The organism is Alcaligenes sp. EGD-AK7 (genome assembly GCF_000465875.3).
In the GTDB taxonomy this organism is placed as follows: Bacteria; Pseudomonadota; Gammaproteobacteria; order Burkholderiales; family Burkholderiaceae_B; genus Alcaligenes; species Alcaligenes phenolicus.
The window spans coordinates 105382-130393 of the sequence record NZ_AVOG02000012.1; the positions used below are offsets into that span (position 1 = coordinate 105382).

The window sequence follows — 25012 nt, forward strand, 5'->3', positions numbered from 1 at the left end:
AGCCATTTACCGAACCGTCAGTACAAAAAAGGATAAGAGCGCCAGGATCCCGAGGATCATGGCAAAGGCGTAGTGATAGACATAGCCGGACTGGAGATGACGGCTGATTGCAGCCACCCAGCCCACTACGCGTGCACTACCGTTGACCACCAGGCCGTCAATCAGACCGCGGTCAGCACCTTTCCAGAGGCCCGTACCCAGGCAGCGAACGCCACGAGACAGCACTTGCTCGTTGAACCAGTCAACGTAGTACTTGTTCTCCAGGATACGGTAGATAAAAGAGCAGTTCTTTTTGATAGCGGCAGGCAAAGCAGGATTAACCAGGTACATGTACCAGGCCACCACAGCACCAGCCACAACCAGCCAGAATGGCAGTGTGCCAAAACCGTGTACGGCGTAAGCCATCCAGTCGGTCCAGTGCTCGGCCAGCGTTGCCATTGCAGGATGGTCAGGCAGAACCGTCACAATGCCTTCAAAGTAGCCACCGAACAGCAATGGATCAACGAACCAGATACCGGCGAAGATCGACGGAATGGCCAGCAGAACCAGAGGCAGCGTAACCACCCAAGGCGACTCGTGAGGATCGCCACCGTGAGCGTGATGGTCGTCGTGACCATGCGACTCGTCGTGCTTGACGTCACGGAAGCGCTCTTTGCCGTGGAATACCAGGAAGTACAGACGGAAGGAGTACAGCGAGGTGACGAACACACCGATCAGTGTGGCGTAGTAAGCGTAGGTCGAACCCCAGATACCGGCTTCGCCTGCGGCTTCGATGATGTGCTCTTTCGAGTAGAAACCCGAGAAGAACGGCGTACCCACCAGAGCCAGCGTACCGATCAGGAAAGTCAGCCAGGTAATAGGCATGTACTTGCGCAGACCACCCATATTGCGGATGTCCTGATCGTGGTGCATACCGATAATCACCGAACCAGCGCCCAGGAACAGCAAGGCTTTGAAGAAAGCGTGTGTCATCAGGTGGAACACAGCAGCCGAGTAAGCCGAAGCACCCAGAGCGACCGTCATGTAACCCAGCTGGGACAAGGTGGAGTAAGCCACAACGCGTTTGACGTCGTTCTGGATAATACCCAGCAAGCCCAGGAACAAGGCACCCGTTGCACCGATCACGATGATGAAGGACAGCGCGGTTGTCGACTGTTCAAACACAGGCGAGAAACGAGCCACCATGAAGATACCGGCCGTCACCATGGTCGCGGCGTGAATCAGCGCCGAGATAGGAGTAGGACCTTCCATGGAGTCAGGCAGCCAGCTGTGCAAAGGAACCTGAGCCGATTTACCCATGGCACCCACAAACAGGGCCAGAGCAGCAACGGTCAGCAATTGCCAGTCAGTACCGGGGAATGTCATGGTGCTCAGTTCCTGAACCTTGGCGAACACGTCGCTGTAGTTCATGGAGCCGGTGTAGGCGTAGAGCAAGCCAATACCCAGAGCAAAACCGAAGTCACCCACACGGTTGACCAGGAAGGCCTTCATGTTGGCAAAAATGGCAGTCTTGCGCTCGTACCAGAAACCGATCAGCAGGTAAGACACCAGACCCACCGCTTCCCAACCGAAGAACAGTTGCAGCATGTTGTTGGACATGACCAGCATCAGCATCGAGAAGGTAAACAGCGAGATGTAGGAGAAAAAGCGCTGGTAGCCCGGATCATCTTTCATGTAGCCAATGGTGTAGATATGCACCATCAGCGACACGGACGTCACCACCACCATCATCAGGGCAGTCAGCTTGTCGATCAGAAAGCCGATATCCCACTGAATGCTGCCAATGGTGATCCAGGTGTAGACCGGACCGTTAAAGGTCTGGCCTTCCAGAACCTGCAACATGACCATGACCGAGCCGATAAAGGAAATCAGCACGCCCGCGATCGTAATCAGGTGAGCGCCTGTCTTGCCGATAAATCGACCCAGAAAGCCGGTACCGAACAAACCGGCTAGCGCCGAACCCACCAGGGGAGCAAGCGCAATCGTTAAGTAAAGATTTATGGAGTTCATTAGTGTGCTATCCCATCAACCCTTGAGCTGGTCGAGATCCTGGACATTGATCGAATTAAGGTTACGGAACAACAGAACCAGAATTGCAAGACCAATGGCCGCCTCGGCCGCAGCGACCGTCAGGACGAAAAAGACAAACACCTGACCTGCCTCGTTGCCCATCCAGGTGGAGAAGGCCACAAAGTTCATGTTGGCCGACAAAAGAATCAGCTCAACAGACATGAGCAAGATAATCAGGTTGCGACGGTTCAGGAAAAAGCCGAACAGGCCGATCGTGAACAGCACAGCGCCCAGGACCAAATAGTGCGCAAGCGTCAGCGTCATCATCATTTGTCTCCTGGCACGACAGCGTCAGCCGAACTGGACGCCGACGGCTTTTCGGTTTGAGAAGGAATGGAAACCATGCGCAGACGGTCTTGCGAACGAACCTTGACTTGTTCGCTGGAGACGGTGCGTTTGACACCTTCACGTTTACGCAGAGTCAGTGCAATGGCCGAGATCATGCCAACCAGCAGCACAATGCCACCGAGCAACACCGCCAGCACGTACTGGGAGTACATCAACTCGCCAATAACACGGGTGTTGTTGTAGTCCGCAGCCACCGCGGCAGCAGGTGCCGTTGTGAACCACAGCTTGGTCAGCACAAAGCCCATTTCCAGAACCATGATGGCGCCGATCAACAGCCCCATAGGCACGTGAGCCTTGAATTTCTTGGCAGCGGATTCCTGACGAACGTCCAGCATCATGATGACGAACAGGAACATCACCATCACGGCGCCCACATAGACCACCACCAGCAAGAGGCCCAGGAACTCGGCGCCCATCGTGATCCACATCATGGCGGCCGTGAAGAACACCAGAATCAAATGCAATACGGCTGTAACCGGATTCTTGGCAGCGATCACGCGATACGCGGCCACCACCATCACCAGCGCCAGCACATAAAACAGAACAGTAGTAAATAACATGAGTGTAGAGCTCCGGCCTTAGCGATAAGGTGCATCTGCGGCACGACGACGAGCGATCTCGTCTTCGTAGCGGTCACCGATAGCCAGCAGCATGTCCTTGGTGTAGTACAAATCGCCGCGTTTTTCACCGTGGTACTCGTGAATGTGCGTTTCCACGATCGAATCGACCGGGCAACTTTCTTCACAGAAACCACAGAAAATACACTTGGCCAGATCGATGTCATAACGCGTAGTACGGCGGGTGCCGTCCTCGCGCTCTGCCGATTCGATCGAGATGGCCATGGCGGGACATACGGCCTCGCACAGTTTGCACGCGATGCAACGCTCTTCGCCGTTTTCGTAGCGACGCAAAGCGTGCAGGCCGCGAAAACGTGGCGAAGCGGGCGTGGTTTCAACGGGATAACGCAGGGTTACCTTGCGCTTGAAGAAATACTTCCCCGTCAGGCGCATGCCTTTGAGCATCTCGGACAGCATCAGGCTGCCAAAGAAATCTTTGATTGCTTCCATAATCTTGCCCCTTAGCCTTAATGCCAGATGTTCCAGGGCGTCTGCATCCAGATCGCCACAATAACCAGCCAAACACCGGTCAGCGGGATAAATACTTTCCAGCCCAAACGCATGATCTGGTCATAGCGGTAACGTGGGAACGTTGCACGGAACCAGATGAACATGGAGACCACGACAAAGGTCTTCAGACCCAGCCACAGCCACCCCGGAATCCAGGTAAATGGAGCGAACTCGACAATGGGAGTCCAGCCACCCAAGAACATGATGGACGCCAGAGCCGACAGGAAAATCATGTTGGCGTATTCGCCCAGGAAGAACAGAGCGAAACCGGTACCGGAGTACTCCACCATGGGACCGGCCACAATTTCCGATTCGCCTTCCACCACGTCAAACGGGTGACGGTTGGTTTCAGCAACGGCGGAAATCACGTAGATCACAAACAGTGGCAGCAATGGCAGCCAGTTCCAGGACAGGAAGTTCAAGCCCTTGTCCGCAAAGTAACCCTGAGTCTGACCGACCACGATGCCCGACAGATTCAGCGTGCCGGAAACCAGCAGCACGGTAATCAGCACGAAACCGATGGCCAGCTCGTAGGACAGCACCTGAGCGGCTGCACGCAGACCACCCAGCAAGGCGTACTTGGAGTTGGAAGCCCAACCGGCCACGATCACACCGTACACACCCAGCGAGGTAATCGCCAGAATGTACAGCAGACCGGCGTTAACGTCGGACAGAACCACATCGGGGCTGAAAGGAATCACAGCCCAGGCAGCCAGAGCAGGCATCAGCGTCACAACCGGAGCCAGCAGGTAAAGGACCTTGTTGGACTTCGCAGGAACGATCAGCTCTTTGGTCAGCAGTTTGAAAACGTCAGCGAAAGGCTGCAGCAAGCCACGGTAACCAACACGGGTTGGTCCCAGACGAACGTGCATGAAGCCGATCATCTTGCGTTCCCAGTAAGTCAGGTAGGCAACACACAGAATGACGGGCACAGCGATGGCAACAACCTTCAGCAGCGTCCACACCACATACCATGCGGTCGGACCCAGCAGGTCCGTGCCGTAGCTATTGATGGCAGAGAGAAATTCCATGTTATGCACGCTCCACTGTCAATTGACCGAATGCGCTACCCAAAGCGGCTGTTTCAGAAAAAGCGGTGGCAACACGCACCGAGTTCAATGCCACGGTGTCATCCAGCTGAGCTGGCAGGCTGACTTCGCCTTGCGAAGAACGAACCTTTACCAGATCGCCGTCAGCCAGACCCAGTTGGGCCATCGTGGCAGCGGCCATGCGAGCCGTAGGTGCTGCCGAAGCAGGTGTTTCCTGCAAGGGAGCCGAACGGCGCACCAGCGCATCGCTACGGTAGATAGGCACATCTGCCACACGCTCCAGACCGCTTGCTGCAGGCAGAACGCTGGCAGCCAGATTGATCTGGTTGGACAGACGCGATTCCACACCGGCAGCCATGACAGAGTCACGAACCGATTCCGAGGTTTCATCGTCAAAACCATCCAGCTGGAACAGATTGCCCAGCACGCGCAGAACCTTCCAGGCCGGACGTGTATCGCCCACAGGAGCAGCAGCACCCTTGAAGCTTTGTACACGGCCTTCGGCGTTCACGAAGGTGCCGGAGGTTTCAGTGAAAGGAGACACAGGCAGCATCACATCGGCCCACTGCTCGGCAGCGGAACGATAGGAAGTCAGCGCGACCGAGAAGGTGGCGGACTTCAGTGTTTCTACTGCACGTTCGCCCAGATCGCTGTCCAGTGCTGGCTCAACATTCAGAACCAGGTAAGCACGCAGGGTTTGAGCCAGCATTTGCTCGGCAGTCAAACCGCCCTTGCCCGGTACGGCGTTAGCCAAGTAGCCACCCACGGTGTTACCACCGGCAGTCAGGAAGCCCAGCTTGGCACCGCTAGCCTGTGCAATCGCATTGGCGTTGGCAGCAATTACGCTGGCCTGATCCGAGTTGACAGCCATATTGCCCAGCAAGATAGCCACGCGTTCGCCGGAAACCAGGCTGTCAGCAATCTGCTGAGCTTCAGCAGAAACTTGCACGCCTTCCAGACCCGCAGGAACTGCGCTGTCTTTGGCTTTGGCAACGGCAACCAGCACTTGAGCCAGGGAGTTGGCCAACTGGCTGGGAGCCACCGTCATGCGGCCAGCAATCGCATTGAACAATGGATTATCGGCAGCCGAATCAATAAAGGAAACTTGAGCGCCACGTTTGACAGCCTGACGCAGACGCTGGGCCATCAAGGGGTGATCTTTACGCAGGAAGGAGCCCACGACCAGAACGCGATCGAGCTCGTTCAAGGCGGTCAGAGGCATACCCAACCAAGGCACACCGGCCAGAGCACCATCCAGACGGGCATCGGTCTGACGCAGACGGAAGTCCACGTTTTCGGTACCCAGAGCACGACCCAGACGAGCCAACAAAGCCAGTTCTTCAGTCGTGGAGGTAGCCGAACCAATACAGCCCAGCTGATCTGCACCAAACTTCTCGCGCACGGCGTTCATGCCGGCAACGATGGTTTGCATGGCGTCGTTCCAGGAGGCTTCGCGCCACTGGCCGTCATCACCGCGCACCATGGGGCGAGTCAGACGATCTTCGGTGTACAGGCCTTCGTAGGAGAAACGGTCACGGTCGCTGATCCAGCACTCGTTGACTTCGTCGTTCTCGAAAGGAACAACACGCAGCACCTTGTCCATCTTGGCTTGCAGCACCAGGTTGGCACCCACGCTGTCGTGCGGGCTAACGCTGCGACGACGGGCCAATTCCCAGGTACGGGCATTGAAGCGGAAGGGTTTGGACAGCAAGGCACCCACGGGGCAAACGTCAATCATGTTGCCCGACAATTCGGACTCGACTGCGCGTCCCACAAAGGTGGTGATTTCGGCGTGCTCGCCGCGGTTGAGCATACCAACCTCTTGAACGCCGGCGATTTCTTCGCCAGTACGCACACAGCGGGTGCAGTGAATGCAGCGCTGCATGGCTTCGGTCGAGATCAGTGGGCCCATGGATTTGGCGGCCACAACGCGCTTTTCTTCCTTGTAGCGCGACTCGGAGCCACCGTAACCCACGGCCAGATCCTGTAGCTGACACTCACCGCCCTGGTCGCACACGGGGCAATCCAGGGGGTGGTTGATCAGCAGGAATTCCATGACGCTTTTTTGAGCGGCAATGGCTTTTTCCGAACGAGTACGCACAACCATGCCGTTGGTGACGGGAGTGGCGCAAGCAGGCAAAGGCTTGGGCGCTTTTTCCACGTCCACCAAACACATGCGGCAGTTGGCGGCAATACTCAGTTTTTTGTGATAACAGAAGTGCGGCACGTAGACCCCGGCGTCATGGGCAGCCTGAATGACCATGCTGCCTTCCGGGGCGTCAACTTTAATGCCATCGATGGTGAGTTCTACCATTACGTTGTCCTGGCCTACAAATATTGAGGCACCACACAGCCTTTATGCTCGATGTGGTGTGCGAACTCGTCGCGGAAATGCTTAACGAAACTGCGCACCGGCATGGCAGCAGCATCACCCAGGGCGCAAATGGTGCGACCCATGATGTTCTGTGCGATGTCATCGAGCATGTCCAGATCTTCTGGGCGACCTTGACCGTTCTCGATACGATGCACCATGCGCCACAACCAGCCTGTGCCTTCCCGGCACGGCGTGCACTGGCCGCAGCTTTCGTGATAGTAAAAATAGGACAGGCGCAGCAGGGACTTGACCATGCAACGAGTCTCGTCCATCACGATGACAGCGCCCGAACCCAGCATGGAACCAGCCTTGGCAATGGAGTCATAGTCCAGGTTGGTCGCCATGATGATGTCGGCGGGCAAAACGGGCGAGCTGGAACCACCAGGGATCACAGCTTTCAGTTTGCGACCGTCGCGCATGCCGCCTGCCAGTTCCAGCAAGGTGGCAAACGGCGTACCCAGAGGCACTTCGTAGTTACCGGGACGCTCCACGTCGCCAGTAATGGAGAAGATCTTGGTACCGCCCGCATTGGGGATACCCACTTCCAGGTATTCCTGACCGCTGTTGCGCAAAATCCAGGGTACAGCCGCGAAGGTTTCGGTGTTGTTGATGGTCGTCGGCTTGCCGTACAGACCAAAACTGGCCGGGAATGGTGGTTTGAAGCGAGGCTGGCCCTTCTTGCCTTCCAGGGACTCCAGCAGCGCAGTTTCTTCACCGCAAATATAGGCACCGTAACCGTGGAACGCATGCAGCTGGAAGCTGAAATCCGAACCCAGGATCTTGTCACCCAGAAAGCCTGCCGCACGGGCCTGTTCCAGCGCTTCTTCAAAACGCTGATAGATTTCGAACACTTCACCGTGGATGTAGTTGTAGCCCACGGTAATACCCATGGCGTAGGCTGCAATGGCCATGCCTTCGATCACGATGTGCGGGTTGAAACGCAGGATATCGCGGTCTTTGAAAGTGCCGGGTTCGCCCTCGTCGGAGTTACATACCAGGTACTTTTGTCCGGGCAAGCTGCGGGGCATGAAGCTCCACTTCAAACCCGATGGAAAACCTGCACCACCACGACCGCGCAAGGCCGAAGTCTTGACTTCAGCAATCACGTCTTCGGGCTTCATGCCGGTAGTCAGTACTTTACGCAGAGCTTCATAGCCACCACGTTTGACGTACTCTTCCAGGCCCCAGTTGTCGCCGTTCAAACCAGCCAGAATCTGTGGCTGAATATGACGATCATGAAAAATCATGCTGCGCGACAGGTCGCCACCAGGGTTAGGTTCCAATCCCTGTGCGAACTTGCGCAGAATGTCCGGTGCAATCATGCCGATTCTCCGTATGTCTTCAATTCTTCGAGCATGGCATCAATGCGCTCGGCTTCCATGCGCACGCACATATGCTGATTGTTCAGCAGCATGACGGGCGAATCACCACATGAACCCATGCACTCTCCCATGATCAGGGAGAACTGGCCGTCCGCCGTGGTTTCACCGTATTCGATACCCAGTTTCTCTTTCAGGTACTCGCCTGCCTTGACGCCATCACGCAGCGCACAGGGCAAGTTGGTGCAAACGGAAATGGTGACGCGGCCAACGGGCTTGGTGTGGAACATGTTGTAGAAGGTCGCAACCTCCTGCACAGCGATAGGCTCCACGCCAATATATTGAGCCACATCCTCGATAATTTCTGGCGATACCCAGCCTTTTTCCTGCTGGGCAATGGCCAGGGAGGCCATGATGGCAGAGCGACGTTGATCTGCCGGGAACTTGCTCAGTTCCTTATCTATCTGTTGGTAGGCTTTTTCGGAAAGCAACATAATTCGGTTCCGTTTTTCCAGGCGCGACCTTAGCGGTCGATCTCGCCAAACACAATGTCCTGCGTGCCGATGATCGTTACCGCGTCGGCAATCATGTGACCGCGGCTCATTTCATCGAGGGCCTGCAAGTGGACGAAGCCCGGAGCACGGATCTTCATGCGGTAAGGCTTGTTACCGCCGTCAGATACCAGATAAATGCCAAACTCGCCCTTGGGATGCTCCACACCGGCATACACTTCGCCAGTAGGCACGTGCATACCTTCGGAGAACAGTTTGAAATGGTGGATCAAGTCCTCCATCCCGGTTTTCATGCGTTCGCGCGATGGCGGCGCCACTTTGTGGTTATCCGTGATGACAGGACCGGGGTTGTTGCGCAGCCACTGTACACACTGACGGATGATGCGGTTGCTCTCGCGCATTTCCGCGATACGAACAAGGTAACGGTCGTAAGAGTCACCGTTGCGACCCACAGGAATATCAAATTCGACGCGATCATAGACTTCGTAGGGCTGCATCTTGCGCAGATCCCACTCCACGCCCGAACCACGCAGCATGGGGCCGGTAAAGCCCAGCGCCTTGGCACGATCAGGATCGACCACGCCCACGCCCACCAGACGCTGCTTCCAGATACGGTTATCGGTCAGCAGGGTTTCGTATTCGTCGACACAAGTGGGGAAACGGTTGGTGAAGTCTTCGATGAAATCCAGCAAAGAACCCGAACGCGCTTCGTTCATGGCTTTCAGTTCTTTGTCGGAGCGGTATTTGTTGGCCTTGTACTGAGGCATGGTGCCGGGCAGATCGCGGTAAACGCCACCTGGACGGTAGTAGGCCGCGTGCAAACGGGCGCCGGAGACCGCTTCGTAGCAGTCCATCAGGTCTTCACGTTCACGGAAGGCGTACAGGAACACAGCCATGGCACCCACGTCCAGCGCATGCGAACCGACCGACATCAGGTGGTTCAGGATGCGGGTGATCTCGTCAAACATGACGCGGATGTATTGGGCACGCAACGGCACCTCAACACCGACCAGACGCTCCACGGCCATACAGTAAGCGTGCTCGTTGACCATCATGGACACATAGTCCAGACGATCCATGTATGGCAGGGTTTGCAGGAAAGTGCGGTGCTCGGCCAGCTTTTCGGTGGCGCGATGCAACAAACCAATATGGGGGTCAGCACGCTGAATGACTTCGCCGTCCAGCTCAAGCACCAAACGCAACACACCGTGTGCGGCTGGGTGCTGAGGACCAAAGTTCAGGGTGTAGTTTTGAATTTCTGCCATGATGCTTATCGCCCAATTCCGTAATCGTCCTCGCGCACCACTCGTGGCGTGATTTCACGCGGCTCAATGGTGACGGGCTGGTAAATGACCCGCTTCTGCTCGGTGTCATAGCGCATTTCGACGTAGCCGGAGATGGGGAAGTCTTTGCGGAACGGATGACCGATGAAACCATAGTCGGTCAGGATGCGACGCAGATCAGGGTGGTTCTCGAAAATAATGCCGTATAGGTCAAACGCCTCGCGCTCGAACCAGTTCACCGACGGCCAGACCTCGAACAGGGTTGGCAAAGCGGGGAAATCGTCGTTGGGCACAAAGCAGCGCACACGCAGGCGCCAGTTGTGCTTCAAGGACATCAGGTGCAGTACGACGGCAAAGCGATGGGGAAACTGAGCCGATGCAGCCTGATAGGTAGGCGCTTTCCAGGCGGAATAATCAATCCCGCACAAGTCGATACAGGTCTCAAAGCGCAGATCAGCGTGGTCGCGAAGCAATGTGCAAGTGTCGACCCATGCATCAGCGGGCACTTCCAAAGTGAGTTCATTGCGCGCTTGCGTCAACGCAGCCTGCTCGCCAAGGATAGAGAGCAAGTTGGTTTTTAAAGTTTCTAGCCGTGTCATAGTCTTGTTTAGCCTGTTCTAACCGTTCAGCGTGCGATGGTATTGGTCAAACGGATCTTGTTCTGCATCTGCAGCAAGCCGTAAACCAAAGCCTCAGCAGTCGGAGGGCAGCCTGGCACATACACATCTACCGGCACGATGCGATCACAGCCGCGAACGACCGAGTAGGAGTAGTGGTAGTAACCGCCACCGTTGGCACAGGAGCCCATGGAAACGACCCAGCGTGGCTCGGCCATCTGGTCGTACACCTTACGCAAGGCGGGTGCCATCTTGTTGCACAGGGTGCCCGCCACAATCATCAAGTCAGATTGACGTGGACTGGGACGGAAAATAATGCCGAATTGGTCCAGGTCATAACGAGCTGCACCAGCGTGCATCATTTCCACTGCACAACAGGCCAGACCAAATGTCATGGGCCACATGGACCCTGTTTTTGCCCAGTTCAGAAACTTGTCTGCACTGGTCGTCACAAAACCTTCTTTGAGAATGCCGTCGATAGCCATAGTAGTTGCCTTTTGCCGGATCAGACCCTGGGAAGCCCCGGCCTATCCTGTTGCTGACCAAACCCGCTGTCATCAAGACGCATCCTCGTGCCCCTTATGCCCAGCAGCAGACGCGAAAACCCCTAGCAGGGTTCTCTATGGATGGGTTTACTCCCAGTCCAGAGCGCCTTTTTTCCATTCGTAGATAAAACCGACCGTCAAAACGGCCAGGAACGCCATAACGGTCCAGAAACCGACCAGGCCTACTGTTCCATTGGCCATGGCCCAGGGAAACAGAAAAGCGATTTCCAGATCGAACATGATGAACAGAATCGCGATCAGGTAGTAACGAATGTCCACCTTCATGCGCGAATCACCGAATGCTTCAAAACCGCATTCGTAAGGAGAGAGCTTTTCAGCATCGGGCCGGTTTGGACCGAGCACTCGACCGACTAAAAGTAGAGCCAGGCCAATCCCAGTGGCGACGATGATAAATAGCAAAACGGGAAAGTACTCTTGCAGGTTCATGCAAAGCATCCAATCGCAGTAAATAAACTCTTGGATTGTAGCATTTTGAGAGCACAGTTTTGGGGGATAACCCCAAACCATTACATCTATGCAAGGGTGTTGCACCCATGCCGCAAAAACTGTCAGCTACCTGACCAAAAACCCTTCAACTATTGATTATTTAATTTATTAAGGGTTGCGATTTCAAGCACTAATTAATTATCTTACCCGCTTTTGTAAGGAAAATGTCAGCCACAACAGCCAGGAAAACGATTTTTCGCGCTTATTTTGTAAGCAAGACAAACAAGACCGAGCAGTCGGAATAATAGATAGGCAAGCACAACACACAAGCGATTCGGGCACCAGGCACAGAGGAGCACAGCAACGGCGTATTCAACAGATCCGCACACAGAACCGCAAGAGCGAGGACAAGCACATACCAACAACCCCAGAAGCAACAGCCCCAAAACAGCCCAAGAGCCGCAATCCAAACAGACCGACCTGAACACCCTAAACAACGAGCAATAAAAAAGCCATCCCGAAGGATGGCTTTTTATACTTCTTCAGCTCAAGCAAGTCCGAAGACTTGCTCATCGCAATGCGTAGACATGCTACGCAAATCGATTAGAACTGGTGACGCAGACCAACGCCGACCAAAGTCGACTTGCCATCAGGCAGGAAGTGCACGTTCTTGGCGTAAGAACCGATTGCGTACACGTTGGTGCGCTTGCTCAGTGGGTGGCTGTAACCCAGGCTGAAAGTGTGCTGTTTCTTCATTTCCCACGAAGCACCGGTGTTAGCCAATGCGTCTGGAGCTGAACGAGGATCAGCCATCGTCCAGGAACCCATCACAGTACCAGCACCAACTGGAGCGGACAAGCCGACCAGGTAGGTGTTAACTTTCAGGCCTTTCAGGTTGCTGGTATCAATACCAACACCGCTGAAAGACTGAGCTTCGAACAGGCCGTCACGAGTTTGACCGAAAGCCAAGTGAGCTTTCACAACTTCAAAGTCGTAGCTACCGCCGATGTTCCAGGACTTGACAGTATCGCCGCCAGTCACAGGATCACCAATTTGATTGCGGATTTCGCGAGTCTTGTACTGATCGTATGTCAGAGCAATACCGATTGGGCCGTTAGCGTAGCGCAGACCGGTAGTGATACCGCGCTGATTGCGCTCCAGACCATCTTCAGGGCTTGCGCTGTTGGTGATCTTGTACTCTTGAGGGCCATCAGTATTGAAGGAGTAACCAACGCCGAACTGGAAGCCGGAGAAGTTAGGGGTTTGATACATGATCATGTTGTCGTAACGAACGGTGTTAGCAGCCGTGAAAGCAGCACCGATGTTAGCCTGATCAAAACCACCACCGAATGGATCGGCTACGCCTGGCAGATACTTGGAGGCGATGTTAGTTTGACGACCGAAGTCCAGTTGACCCCAGCTGTCACCAGCCAGACCCAAAGTGGCTTGACGACCGAACAGACGGTCACTTTGCTTGTGAGTACCGGTACCCAGATCGAAACCGCTTTCCAGAACAAACACAGCGCGCAGGCCGTCACCCAGATCTTCAGAACCTTTCAGGCCCCAACGGTTGCCGGACTGGATGCCATTGATCATGCCGGTTTTTTTCTGGCTGACAGACTCCATACCATCACGGTTAGAGGCATAAGAATCAACACCTTTGAACTTCTGGTAACCGATACCACCGTCCAGAATACCGTACAGGGTGACAGACGTTTCTGCGTGTGCGACGCCAGCGAAGCCGGCCATCAGAGCAGCAGCGAGCAGAGTCTTTTTCATGTAAGAAATCTCCGTAGATTTGAGTAAATCAGAGCAGCCCAACTACAACAGTGCTGCTGCTCTTTCTAACTCCGCGATGGGAAGTTAACGCTATTGCATCAAAATTCCCGTCGCTTGACTACGAAACCCTTCGGAAACGTGAATCTTTGTGCACAGCTTGTTGGCTATACACAACAAAAACCCACTTGAAGCCGCTTTCCATGCCGCCTTGAACAAGCACGACAATTAGCAGGCTAAAGCCGGAATCTTCTTAAGAACTTGCTTTAAGTGATCCGAGCAATCGGTTGCCAATGCTGGTTTTCTGCAAATAAGGCAAAAAATGAAATCAGCACCGAAAAAGACAAGATCGCCGACCCCAGCCTATCGAGAGCCAAAGCCGGCCACTCAATCCATTTGATAAATTCCCACATTATGGGGATTCACAGCAACATGGGATTCAGCATTCACTGACCCGGTTCAATCACTTTTCAGACAATCAAGACCAAGTCTTGAAAATCACAACGCAAGCAACTTACACAAGAAGGCAAAACACCCAAAAATTGGCGAAAAAAAAACCTGCCCTTGCCAGGATCAGGTTTTATTTCCAGGCTCCGCAATCGCAGAACTTTTCAACTTTTTTGTTTGGTGCCGACGACGAGACTCGAACTCGTACAGCTTTCGCCACTACCCCCTCAAGATAGCGTGTCTACCAATTCCACCACGTCGGCAAGCAATCAAGACAGCGATATTAGCATGACGAAAGTAAAGCTGTCAGTACAAAACAGCCCAAAACACCTAAAAAAGCACGTACACAGGCATATTCCACACAAACAACGCCAAATAGACAAAGCCCGCCATTAGAGGCGGGCTTTGATATCGTATTTTCCGATCCTGCTTGTGATCTTTACCGCCTTCTATATATAGAGCAGCATTGAACTCCCAAACAGATCGAACTTACTCAGCAGCAGGAACCGCAGGAGCGCTTTGCTCAGGAGTTGCCGAAGGAACTGCAGCTGGCACAGAGGCGTCAGGGGCCGGAACCGAAGCTGCACCCGATGGAGCTGCGCCAGGAACAGACGATTCGTAACCTTGCATCACCCCCGCATCTACTTTCTGCGCAGGATGATGAGCAACCCAAGCCAAACCACCGGTGGACACAAAAAAGACGATTGCTGCCCATTTGGTCATGCGCGACAAAAAGTTCGCCGCACCTGCCGCACCAAACACACTCCCTGCCGAGCCGCCACCAAAGGCCGAGCCCATATCAGCGCCCTTGCCTTGCTGCAGCAGAACCAGACCAATAATCAACAGCGAGGAGATAACCTGCACCGCCATCAGAACGGAAGACATCCAATCTTGCATTTAAAGACTCCAGACCCTTTAAGCGGCCACAATACATAAAAATTCTTGCGCATCCAAAGATGCACCACCCACCAAGGCACCATCAATATCCGGCATGGCGAACAGCTCGGCGGCATTATCTGCCTTCACGCTGCCACCGTACAAAATACGCAACTGATCCGACTCCATATAGGCACGAATCTGTTGATGCATTTGCTGCGCTTGCTCCGGCGTTGCAGTCAGGCCCGTACCAATAGCCCAGACCGGCTCATACGCCAGGACCAGTTTGGATACCACTTCAGCCCCAAGAGCCTTAATGGGTTCAAGCTGATCTTGCACCACACAGGTTTCCTGCCCCGCCTCACGATCGGCCAACTGCTCGCCAATACAGACAATAGGCGTCAAGCCCGCATCCAGTGCCGCAACAACTTTGGCGGCAACCTGAGCGCTACTTTCCTGGTGATACTGACGGCGTTCGGAATGCCCGACAATCACCCAGCGACAGCCGATATCAGCCAGCATTGCCGCCGAGATTTCCCCAGTGTATGCACCCTTGGCGTGGACACTGACATCTTGAGCACCGACCGCTATGGTCGAATCTTTCAAGATACCTGCCACCTGAGGCAAATACACATAAGGAACGCATACAAGCACATCACAATCTGCCTGCACACCAGGCTGAACGAGCAGTTCTTGCAGCAGACGGCTGTTGCCATCAAGCGAGCCATTTAATTTCCAATTACCCGCAACCAGTCGTTTACGCGAAGAATGTACGCTCATTGCTCCCTTGATGCCAGTCAAAAAGTTACACCAACGCCCACAATCAAGGCGCAGCTAACCGGCTATTGTAGCGCGTGCTAATCCATTTCGCGCATATTTGACAGAAAATTCGTTTCAGAACGGCAAGAAAAAGGGTGGCTATGCCACCCTTGCTGCTTTTATGGAACAAGAATGATCTTGCCCACCTGCTCACCCGCCTCCATCATGGCATGCGCTTCGCTCGCCTTTTCCAAGGGGAAAGTGGCATGAATCAAGGGACGTACCTGCCCTGCTTCCAGCAAAGGCCAGACACGCTCTTTCAGAGCCTGCGCCAGTTGCGCCTTGAACTCGACAGAGCGGGACCGCAAGGTTGAGCCGGTAATAGTCAGGCGACGACGCAGAATCTCCCCACAATTAATCGTGGCCTTCACCCCACCTAGCAAAGCAATAATGACGATACGGCCGTCATCGGCCAGACACGTCAAATCCCGGTTGATGTAGTCGCCAGAGACCATATCCAGAATCACATCAACACCACGGCCGCCTGTTTTGCTTTTGATGACGTCTTCGTAAACTTCGGTTTTATAGTTGATGCCGATCCCGCCCAAGCGATTAATGGCCTCCACGCGTTCATCACTGCCTGCCGTGGCATATACCGTATGCCCCAAAGCCACCGCCAGCTGAATCGCTGTTGTTCCAATTCCGCTTGCACCGCCATGAACCAGCAGGGTTTCACCTTTACTCAGCTGACCACGGTCGAACACATTGCTCCAGACAGTGAAGAAGGTTTCTGGCAGGCCCGCCGCTTCAAGCAAGCTTAAACCCGCAGGAATAGGCAAGCACTGCTGTACTGGCACCACACAATATTCGGCATAGCCACCACCAGTGACCAACGCACAGACCTGATCCCCAATCTTGAACCCACTGCCCTGCACATCGCCCGATACGATTTCACCGGCCAGTTCCAGGCCGGGAATATCAGAGGCACCAGCCGGTGGCGGGTAAGCGCCTGCTCGTTGCAAGACATCCGGACGGTTCACGCCCGCCGCCAGCACCTTGACCAGCACTTCACCAGGACCTGTTTGTGGCATGGGGCGCTCGCCCACTCGCAACACTTCCGGCTTTCCAAACTCGGTAATTTCAACAGCTCGCATACCTACTCCCTGATATCTAGACTATTTTTCCAGCGCGGCTGCAAGCACAAACCATAAGCAGCCGCCTTACCTGCTGCAATCTATCACAGGCACTGGCATCAACGCCCTATTCCAGCCATGAAAACAGATTATTTCGATGACGCTAGCAAATTTATACGTTACACTTTAAGGCTTTCCTGGCCTCCGTGCTTTTTTGCGCATGTGACTTATCAGGAAGAAAAGCCCAACAGACAGGAAGCGTGCCAGAGCGGTTGAATGGACCGGTCTTGAAAACCGGCGATGGGGTAACCCATCCGTGAGTTCGAATCTCACCGCTTCCGCCATCATCTCCCGCTGCATCCATGGCGGAATTGGTAGACGCAAGGGACTTAAAATCCCTCGATCTTTGATCGTGCCGGTTCGATTCCGGCTGGATGCACCAAATATTCACGATAGCAGGCAGATCTCTTTACCCACCATAAAAACCTCGGTTTTTATTCGCTCGTGACAAATAAGTACCAATCAAGAAAGCTCGCTTCAAAGCGGGCTTTTTTGCGTCCTGCCTGAAAACCCAATCCAAGCCATCACCCCGCAAGCACCACCTGAACCTGACCGACTGTTTATCCCCCCGCTCCGTAAGTAAAGCCTCTCCAGCTCCTCCAGGACCGAAACTGCTCCCAAGAAGCAAACAGATCAAAAATAGCGAACCAACAACAAGCAAAGTCACAGTTACATTCACAGTCACAGCCATAACTACAACTACAACTACAACTACAACTACAACTACAACTACAACTACAACTACAACTACAACTACAACTAAGGCTACGGCTGAAACCACAGGCATAACAAGCACAGGTACAGCACCAACATATTACCCTCCAGCTCTTGGCACAACCCGATACGCAGCCATGTTCCCAAAAAGCAGCTAAACGCAAAAAACCCGCCTTTCGGCGGGTTTCTCTTCAAGCAGACTGCAAGCGCTATCAGGAAGCAGCAGGAGCAGCTGGACCGCCTTGAGCTTCGATACCGCCGATAGCCTTGATCGACAGACGCAGACGACCTTTCTCGTCAGCTTCGATGACCTTGACCTTAACAACCTGACCTACTTTCAGCACGTCATTGATATTGGCGATACGGTAGTTGGCAATCTCGGAGATATGCAGCAAGCCGTCACGGCCTGGCAGCACTTGCACAATCGCGCCAAAGTCCAGCAAACGCATCACAGGACCTTCGTATTCTTGACCCACTTCCACTTCAGCGGTCAGCTCTTTAATACGGCGCTCGGCTTCGCGGGCCTTGTCCAGATCGGCGCTGGCGATCGTGATGGTGCCGTCATCCGAAATATCGATCTGTGTACCGGTTTCTTCGGTCAGGGCACGGATGGTTGCACCACCCTTACCAATCACGTCACGAATCTTCTCGGGGTTGATCTTCACGGTCAGCATGCGAGGCGCGAATTCGGACATCTCGGTACGGGAACCGTCGATGGACTCTTTCATCTTGCCCAGGATGTGCATACGGCCTTCGTGAGCCTGAGCCAATGCAACCTGCATGATTTCCTTGGTGATGCCCTGGATCTTGATGTCCATCTGCAAAGCAGTAATACCTTTCTCGGTACCGGCAACCTTGAAATCCATATCGCCCAGGTGATCTTCGTCACCCAGAATGTCGGTCAGCACAGCAAACTTGTTGCCTTCCTTGATCAGACCCATGGCCACACCAGCCACGTGATCCTGCACAGGCACACCAGCGTCCATCATGGACAGGGAGCCACCACACACCGATGCCATGGAGGAGGAACCGTTGGATTCAGTGATCTCGGACACCACGCGGATGGAGTACTGGAAATCTTCAGCGGCTGGCAGCAAGGGAGTCAAAGCACGCTTGGCCAGACGACCGTGACCGATTTCACGACGCTTGGGAGCGCCGAAACGGCCAGCTTCGCCAGTGGCGAATGGAGGCATGTTGTAGTGCATCATGAAGCGATCGCGGTACTCGCCCATAATCGAATCAATGATCTGCTCGTCTTGCTTGGTACCCAGAGTGGTGACCACCAATGCCTGAGTTTCGCCACGCGTGAACAAGGCGCTACCGTGAGCACGGGGCAGAACGCCCAGACGGATGCTGATAGGACGAACGGTACGGGTGTCACGACCATCAATACGGGACTCGCCGCTCAAGATACGCGAACGCACGATCTTGCTTTCCAGGTCGAACATCATGTTTTCGACGGCAACCATATCAGGCTGATCCTGACCGGCGGCTTCAGCTTGAGCCTTGACCGTTTCTTTAACCTGAGCGTAAACAGCGCGCACTTGCTCGGTACGAGCTTGTTTTTCGCGAGTCTGGTAGGCCTGTGTCAGACCTTCTTCGGCAGCAGCGGTTACCGCAGCCAACAGGCTTTCATTAACAGCAGCAGGCTGCCAATCCCACTCCGGCTTGCCAGCTTCTTCAACCAGTTCATGAATGCAGTTGATGGCTGCTTGCATTTGCTCGTGAGCAAACACCACACCACCCAGCATGACTTCTTCGGACAATTGCTTGGCTTCAGACTCAACCATCAGCACAGCCTGCTCGGTACCAGCCACAACCAGATCCAGAGCCGAAGATTTCAGCTGAGTAGCGGATGGGTTCAGCACGTACTGACCATCAATGTAACCCACACGGGCAGCGCCCACAGGACCGTTGAAAGGAATGCCGGAAATAGCCAGGGCAGCCGAGGCGCCGATCATGGCAGCGATATCAGGATCAATTTCAGGGTTGACCGATACCGTGTGAATGATGACCTGAACTTCGTTGTAGAAGCCTTCAGGAAACAGAGGACGCAGTGGACGGTCGATCAGGCGGGAGATCAGGATCTCGCGCTCGGATTGGCGGCCTTCACGCTTGAAGAAACCACCAGGGATCTTGCCAGCGGAGTAGGTTTTTTCGACGTAATCAACGGTCAGCGGGAAGAAGTCCTGACCTGCTTTCGCTTCGCTTTTGCCAACAACAGTGGCCAACACAACAGTGTCTTCAATCGAAACCAGCACGGCACCTGACGCCTGACGTGCGATTTCGCCGGTTTCCAGAACGACGGTATGTTCGCCGTACTGGAAAGACTTGGTGACTTTATTGAACATTAGGAGAATCCTTACAATAAAAAAACCGTGCACACAGCGAAACCAGTTCGCCGAATGCACGGTTGTTTAGCGGGGAGCCAGCCCCGGTATCACTTACGCAGACCGAGTTTTTCGATCAAAGCACGGTAAGCGTCTGGATTACGACCTTTCAGGTAATCCAGCAATTTGCGACGACGGCTAACCATGCGCAACAGACCACGACGGGAGTGGTGATCTTTGTTGTGAGCCTTGAAGTGGCCGGTCAATTCGTTGATGCGAGCGGTCAGCAAAGCCACTTGCACTTCTGGGGAGCCTGTATCGCCTTGTTTACGCTGAAACTCGGAAACGATATCGACTTTTTTGATATCTGCAACTGCCATTTTATTTAGCCTCTAAGACTTGCGTTAGGACCGAGGTGCCCTAACGTGTTGAAAATGAGATTGAGTGCACCGGGCCCATCAGGCCAAGTGCAAGCAAACGATTATAACGAAAAACCGGACAAGGCGTTAAGCATTTCGGCCTGCTGGCCTGCCAAAGCCGGGGATTTTAGTTGTTTCCACGCCGAAGTCGTGCCAAAGCACGGGCTCGACGCCAGCGCCAGGCCATCACAAACCAGCCCGACAAGCCATACAGGCAGAACAGGCCAAACAGGAAGACCGGCGGATCCGTAGAGACAAACACGAAGACCAGCACAAAAAGCAGCATGACCCAAAATGGCACGCTACGTCTGATCGCAAAGGACTTGCCGCTGTAGAACGGCGCGTTGGAGACCATGGCCAGGCCGGCATAAATGGTCAAACCAAAGGCAACCCAGGGAATCACATTCACTTGCAGAGACAGCTTGTTGTCCACCGCCAGCCAGACAAAGCCAGCGACCAGCGCAGCGGCTGCCGGGCTGGGCAAGCCTTGGAAAAAGCGCTTGTCGACCACTTCAATATTGGTATTGAAGCGGGCCAGGCGCAGCGCACCACCAGCTACGTAAATAAAGGAAGCCAACCAGCCCCAGCGGCCCAATCCCTGCATGGCCCAGACGTACATGACCAGCGCGGGCGCTGCACCAAAGGAGATCATGTCGGCCATGGAGTCGTACTGCTCGCCAAAGGCGGACTGAGTATTGGTCAAACGAGCAACCCGCCCGTCCATACCATCAAACACCAGCGCCAGGAAAATGGCGATGGCTGCCGCCTCAAAGCGGCCATTCATGGCCTGCACAACGGCATAAAAACCCGCGAACAGATTGGCGGTCGTAAATGCGTTGGGCAGAAGATAGATGCTACGCCGACGACGGGTTTCATCATTGAGCAAATTGGGCATAATTTATGCTTTAAGAGTTGTTGCTAAGGACTGAACACTCGAATGTAGCATTGTCCCCAAGGCTACAGAGTGCAAATAATTCCAGCATATATAAGCCAGAGCGAACAGAAATGACCAAGAGGCCTGCGGCCAGGGAGTTCATGGATAAACAGTAGATTTTATCGAACTCGCTTGCGCACCACCCCAACAGGGGCACGATGGTCAAACCAAGCACTGCATTTTATCGCGCCCTCACCGATACGGCTATAAGACGAAAACAAGGCGCTTCCATCCTTTTTTTAGCCCCAGCAGAGGCGCCGCTGAAAGCCAAATTCTTGCAGCAATAAAAAAACCGGCTAACGCCGCAAGACGTCAGCCGGTTCAGGCTCAAGACCAGGGCAGCGTATGGGACTGCCCCGATATCAAACTTAGTTCTTGGACTTGTCGACCAGCTTGTTAGCGGCGATCCAAGGCATCATGGAGCGCAGCTTGCTACCCACTTGCTCGATCTGCGATTCGGCGTTGATACGACGACGCGAGATCAGGGTAGGAGCGCCTGCGGCGTTTTCCAGGATGAAGTTCTTAGCGTACACGCCGGTCTGGATGTCTTCCAGGCACTGGCGCATGGCTTTGCGGGTTTCGTCGGTAACAATCTTCGGACCGGTCTCGTATTCGCCGTATTCGGCGTTGTTGGAGATCGAGTAGTTCATGTTGGCGATACCGCCTTCGTAGATCAGGTCCACGATCAACTTCAGTTCGTGCAAGCACTCGAAGTAAGCCATTTCAGGAGCGTAACCAGCCTCAACCAGCGTGTCGAAACCAGCCTTGATCAGCTCAACCGCACCACCGCACAGAACAGCCTGTTCACCGAACAAGTCGGTTTCGGTTTCTTCGCGGAAGTTAGTTTCGATGATACCGGCACGGCCACCGCCGTTAGCCGATGCGTAAGACAGAGCCACGTCGCGAGCAGCGCCGGTCTTGTCCTGGTAAACAGCGATCAGGTGAGGAACGCCGCCGCCTTGGCTGTAGGTGCCACGCACAGTGTGACCAGGAGCCTTGGGAGCAATCATGATGACGTCGATATCGTCACGTGGCACAACTTGGCCGTAGTGAACGTTAAAGCCGTGAGCAAATGCCAGAGCGGCGCCGGGCTTGATGTTTTCAGCAACCTGGTTGCGGTAAACCTCAGCAATGTTTTCGTCAGGCAACAAGATCATGACGACATCAGCGCTCTTGACGGCTTCAGCCACTTCCTGAACTTTCAGGCCAGCGTTCTCGGCTTTGCTCCAGGAAGCGCCGCCTTTGCGCAGACCAACAACCACGTTAACGCCGGACTCGTGCAGATTCAGGGCGTGAGCGTGGCCTTGCGAGCCGTAACCGATGATGGCAACGGTCTTGCCTTTGATCAGGGAAAGATCACAATCCTTGTCGTAGAAAACTTTCATTTCAGGTGCTCCAAATTTAATAATTTCGCTTAAACAGCAATTCGAGAATGGCCGCTCATGCAGCAGCGGCACAAAAAGGACCTTGACTCATTACTTTCAGAACAGGGCCACCGCGGTCTACACAGCGTCAGGCCGTGTTTACCCTTTATAAGGAGCTGCCTTGAAAAGCAGCTCCTTGAATAAAAGCGGTAATTATGTCCTGAAAAAGCCTTGGCTTACAGCTTTAAGACTCGTTCGCCACGGCTGACACCAGAGACCCCGGTGCGCACTGTTTCAAGAATGGCCGTACGATCCAGCGCATTGATGAAAGCAGCAATTTTGTCTTGAACACCGGTCAATTCGATGGTGTATGTCTTGTCCGTAACATCAATGATGCGACCGCGGAAAATATCCGCCATGCGCTTCATCTCTTCACGTTCCTTGCCCACCGCCCGCACTTTGATCAGCATGAGTTCACGCTCGATGTGTGGGCCTTCGGACAGATCCACCACCTTGACCACGTCAACCAGACGGTTCAAGTGCTTGGTGATCTGCTCGATGACGTCGTCCGCCCCTCGGGTAACGATAGTCATGCGAGACAGGGTGTCGTCCTCGGTTGGAGCAACCGTCAAGGTCTCGATGTTATAGCCACGGGCCGAAAACAGGCCGACCACACGGGACAGTGCGCCGGGCTCGTTTTCCAGAAGGATAGAAATGACGTGTTTCATGATTCTCTCCTTACAGATCGTCCGGGCCCAAGAGCATTTCTGTCAGGCCGCGGCCTGCTTTCACCATCGGGAACACGTTTTCGGTTTGGTCCGTGATGAAGTTCAGAAATACCAGGCGGTCTTTGTGCGTGGTGAAGGCTTCGCGAATAGCGGGGACCACATCGGCTGGCTTGTCGATCTCCAGACCCACGTGACCATAGCTTTCCACCAGTTTGACAAAGTCAGGCAGTGCATCCACGTAAGACTCGGAATAGCGCGAGCCGTAGTCGATTTGCTGCCACTGGCGCACCATGCCCAAATAACGATTGTTCAGGCAAAGAACCTTGGGGCTCAAGCGGTACTGTTTACACGTAGACAGTTCCTGGATGTTCATCTGAATGGAGCCCTCACCAGTGATGACGGCAACATCCTGGCCAGGGTTGGCCATTTGCACACCCATTGCGTAAGGCAAGCCCACGCCCATCGTGCCCAGGCCACCGGAATTGATCCAGCGACGAGGCTTATTGAATTTGTAGTACTGAGCCGCCCACATCTGGTGCTGACCCACATCAGAAGTCACGAAAGCGTTGCCGCCCGTCACTTCCCACAGGGATTCCACCACGTATTGCGGCTTGATCAGCTCGTCCGACTTGGCGTAGGCCAAGGAGTTCTTGCCACGCCAGACATTGATCTGTTTCCACCAATCATTCAGGGAGGGCTGGTTCTGCGATTCCTGACGGCTTTGCGCATACAGCTCATTGAACTCTGTCAGCACGTCTTTGACACAGCCCACGATAGGCACATCAACTTTCACGCGCTTGGAAATTACCGAAGGATCAATATCAATATGAATGATCTTGCGTGGGTTCTGACCGAAGTGGCGGGTATTACCAATCACTCGATCATCAAACCGTGCACCCACTGCGATCAGAACGTCGCAATGCTGCATGGTCATATTGGCTTCGTAAGTACCATGCATGCCGGGCATGCCGATGTACTGATCCGCCGTACCTGGATAGGCACCCAGACCCATCAAGGTAGTCGTGCAAGGAGCACCGCTTAACTTGACCAGCTCATTGAGTTCGCTGTCAGCATTACCCAGCACCACACCACCACCAACGTAAATCAGCGGGCGCTCGGCGCTATTGAGAATCTGGACAGCTTTCTTGATCTGCCCCTGATGGCCTTTGATCACAGGTGCGTAGGAACGCATCTTGACCTCGCCACGCTTGGGCGTGTATTTGCACGTTGCAGTCGTAATATCTTTGGGGATATCAATCAGCACAGGACCAGGACGGCCTGTCGTGGCAATAAAAAATGCCTTGCGAATGGTATCGGCCAAATCACGAACATCGCGCACCAGGAAGTTGTGCTTGACGCAAGGACGGGTGATACCGATGGCATCACATTCCTGGAAAGCATCTTCACCAATTGCCTGGGTGCTGACCTGCCCACTGATGATGACCATCGGAATGGAGTCCAGGTAAGCGGTCGCAATACCGGTGACGGCATTGGTGACGCCCGGGCCACTGGTTACCAGTGCCACGCCAACTTTTTGGGACGAACGGGAATAGGCATCCGCAGCATGAACAGCAGCCTGTTCATGACGCACAAGAATGTGCTGGAAGCGGTCCTGCTTGAAGATTGCGTCGTAGATATAGAGAACGGCACCACCCGGATAACCGAAAACGTGTTCCACGCCTTCGTCCGCGAGCGTGCGCACAACAATATCTGCGCCATTTAATTCAGACATGAGTTTTCCTTTCAGTCTTGCTCTGCAATATCGACTGACCACGACGGTC

General features: G+C 54.2%; 22 protein-coding genes and 3 tRNA genes. 2 read left to right on the forward strand and 23 right to left on the reverse strand.

The features are described from left to right. Positions 1-6: 6 nt before the first annotated feature. From nuoL to N879_RS09180, 17 genes are all read right to left on the reverse strand, one after another. The gene (nuoL, locus tag N879_RS09100; protein ID WP_009456675.1) at positions 7-2010 is read right to left on the reverse strand and encodes an NADH-quinone oxidoreductase subunit L; all 2004 of its coding nucleotides are present in this window, start codon (positions 2008-2010) and stop codon (positions 7-9) included. A gap of 15 nt (positions 2011-2025) precedes the next feature. Then, positions 2026-2334 carry an NADH-quinone oxidoreductase subunit NuoK gene (nuoK, locus tag N879_RS09105; protein ID WP_026483136.1) on the reverse strand — a complete coding sequence of 103 codons (309 nt, stop codon included), beginning with the start codon at positions 2332-2334 and terminating at the stop codon, positions 2026-2028. A gap of 2 nt (positions 2335-2336) precedes the next feature. Further along, the gene (locus N879_RS09110; protein WP_009456678.1) at positions 2337-2978 is read right to left on the reverse strand and encodes an NADH-quinone oxidoreductase subunit J; all 642 of its coding nucleotides are present in this window, start codon (positions 2976-2978) and stop codon (positions 2337-2339) included. 18 nt (positions 2979-2996) lie between these two features. After that, positions 2997-3485 (reverse strand): NADH-quinone oxidoreductase subunit NuoI, encoded by a 489-nt coding sequence (nuoI, locus tag N879_RS09115; protein ID WP_003801051.1) that lies wholly within the window; start codon positions 3483-3485, stop codon positions 2997-2999. Between the two features lie 17 nt (positions 3486-3502). Further along, entirely contained in the window at positions 3503-4576 is a 1074-nt protein-coding gene (gene nuoH / locus N879_RS09120) for an NADH-quinone oxidoreductase subunit NuoH (protein WP_009456680.1), read from the reverse strand. 1 nt (position 4577) lies between these two features. Then, positions 4578-6908, reverse strand: a complete 2331-nt coding sequence (nuoG, locus tag N879_RS09125; RefSeq protein WP_009456682.1) for an NADH-quinone oxidoreductase subunit NuoG — start codon at positions 6906-6908, stop codon at positions 4578-4580. Positions 6909-6922: 14 nt separating this feature from the next. Next, entirely contained in the window at positions 6923-8290 is a 1368-nt protein-coding gene (gene nuoF, locus N879_RS09130) for an NADH-quinone oxidoreductase subunit NuoF (protein ID WP_009456684.1), read from the reverse strand. Then, complete coding sequence (gene nuoE, locus N879_RS09135) at positions 8287-8781, reverse strand: NADH-quinone oxidoreductase subunit NuoE (protein WP_021446890.1); 495 nt, start codon at positions 8779-8781, stop codon at positions 8287-8289. Before nuoE ends, nuoF begins: the two co-directional genes overlap by 4 nt. A gap of 29 nt (positions 8782-8810) precedes the next feature. Next, the gene (locus N879_RS09140; RefSeq protein ID WP_009456688.1) at positions 8811-10064 is read right to left on the reverse strand and encodes an NADH-quinone oxidoreductase subunit D; all 1254 of its coding nucleotides are present in this window, start codon (positions 10062-10064) and stop codon (positions 8811-8813) included. A 5-nt stretch (positions 10065-10069) separates the two neighbouring features. Continuing rightward, positions 10070-10681 (reverse strand): NADH-quinone oxidoreductase subunit C, encoded by a 612-nt coding sequence (locus tag N879_RS09145; RefSeq protein WP_009456690.1) that lies wholly within the window; start codon positions 10679-10681, stop codon positions 10070-10072. A 26-nt stretch (positions 10682-10707) separates the two neighbouring features. Next, positions 10708-11184, reverse strand: coding sequence for a NuoB/complex I 20 kDa subunit family protein (locus N879_RS09150; RefSeq protein ID WP_003801059.1), 477 nt, complete (start codon positions 11182-11184; stop codon positions 10708-10710). A 147-nt stretch (positions 11185-11331) separates the two neighbouring features. Next, entirely contained in the window at positions 11332-11691 is a 360-nt protein-coding gene (locus N879_RS09155; RefSeq protein ID WP_003801061.1) for an NADH-quinone oxidoreductase subunit A, read from the reverse strand. 603 nt (positions 11692-12294) lie between these two features. After that, positions 12295-13470 (reverse strand): porin, encoded by a 1176-nt coding sequence (locus tag N879_RS09160; protein WP_009456692.1) that lies wholly within the window; start codon positions 13468-13470, stop codon positions 12295-12297. A 622-nt stretch (positions 13471-14092) separates the two neighbouring features. After that, positions 14093-14177: transfer RNA gene (locus N879_RS09165), tRNA-Leu, on the reverse strand. 226 nt (positions 14178-14403) lie between these two features. Then, a complete protein-coding gene (gene secG, locus N879_RS09170) occupies positions 14404-14811 on the reverse strand; it encodes a preprotein translocase subunit SecG (RefSeq protein WP_009456694.1) in 408 nt (135 codons plus the stop codon). Positions 14812-14829: 18 nt separating this feature from the next. Beyond that, entirely contained in the window at positions 14830-15570 is a 741-nt protein-coding gene (gene tpiA, locus N879_RS09175; protein WP_009456696.1) for a triose-phosphate isomerase, read from the reverse strand. A 158-nt stretch (positions 15571-15728) separates the two neighbouring features. Then, positions 15729-16703, reverse strand: coding sequence for an NAD(P)H-quinone oxidoreductase (locus N879_RS09180; protein WP_009456698.1), 975 nt, complete (start codon positions 16701-16703; stop codon positions 15729-15731). Between the two features lie 233 nt (positions 16704-16936). Between N879_RS09180 and N879_RS09185 the strand changes: the two genes are divergently transcribed. Next, positions 16937-17026 (forward strand) — tRNA-Ser (locus N879_RS09185). 12 nt (positions 17027-17038) lie between these two features. Next, a tRNA-Leu gene (locus N879_RS09190) sits at positions 17039-17124 on the forward strand. A gap of 544 nt (positions 17125-17668) precedes the next feature. On the opposite strand, the gene pnp is transcribed toward N879_RS09190, so the two are convergent. From pnp to ilvB, 6 genes are all read right to left on the reverse strand, one after another. Then, positions 17669-19807 (reverse strand): polyribonucleotide nucleotidyltransferase, encoded by a 2139-nt coding sequence (gene pnp, locus N879_RS09195; protein WP_009456700.1) that lies wholly within the window; start codon positions 19805-19807, stop codon positions 17669-17671. A gap of 89 nt (positions 19808-19896) precedes the next feature. Continuing rightward, the gene (gene rpsO / locus N879_RS09200; RefSeq protein ID WP_003801068.1) at positions 19897-20166 is read right to left on the reverse strand and encodes a 30S ribosomal protein S15; all 270 of its coding nucleotides are present in this window, start codon (positions 20164-20166) and stop codon (positions 19897-19899) included. Between the two features lie 166 nt (positions 20167-20332). Next, positions 20333-21100 (reverse strand): CDP-diacylglycerol--serine O-phosphatidyltransferase, encoded by a 768-nt coding sequence (pssA, locus tag N879_RS09205; protein ID WP_021446892.1) that lies wholly within the window; start codon positions 21098-21100, stop codon positions 20333-20335. A gap of 407 nt (positions 21101-21507) precedes the next feature. Further along, on the reverse strand, positions 21508-22524 hold the full coding sequence (ilvC, locus tag N879_RS09210) for a ketol-acid reductoisomerase (protein ID WP_009456705.1): 1017 nt from the start codon (positions 22522-22524) through the stop codon (positions 21508-21510). A gap of 215 nt (positions 22525-22739) precedes the next feature. Then, positions 22740-23231, reverse strand: a complete 492-nt coding sequence (gene ilvN, locus N879_RS09215; RefSeq protein ID WP_003801075.1) for an acetolactate synthase small subunit — start codon at positions 23229-23231, stop codon at positions 22740-22742. Between the two features lie 10 nt (positions 23232-23241). Beyond that, the gene (ilvB, locus tag N879_RS09220; RefSeq protein WP_021446893.1) at positions 23242-24963 is read right to left on the reverse strand and encodes a biosynthetic-type acetolactate synthase large subunit; all 1722 of its coding nucleotides are present in this window, start codon (positions 24961-24963) and stop codon (positions 23242-23244) included. Positions 24964-25012: the final 49 nt, after the last annotated feature.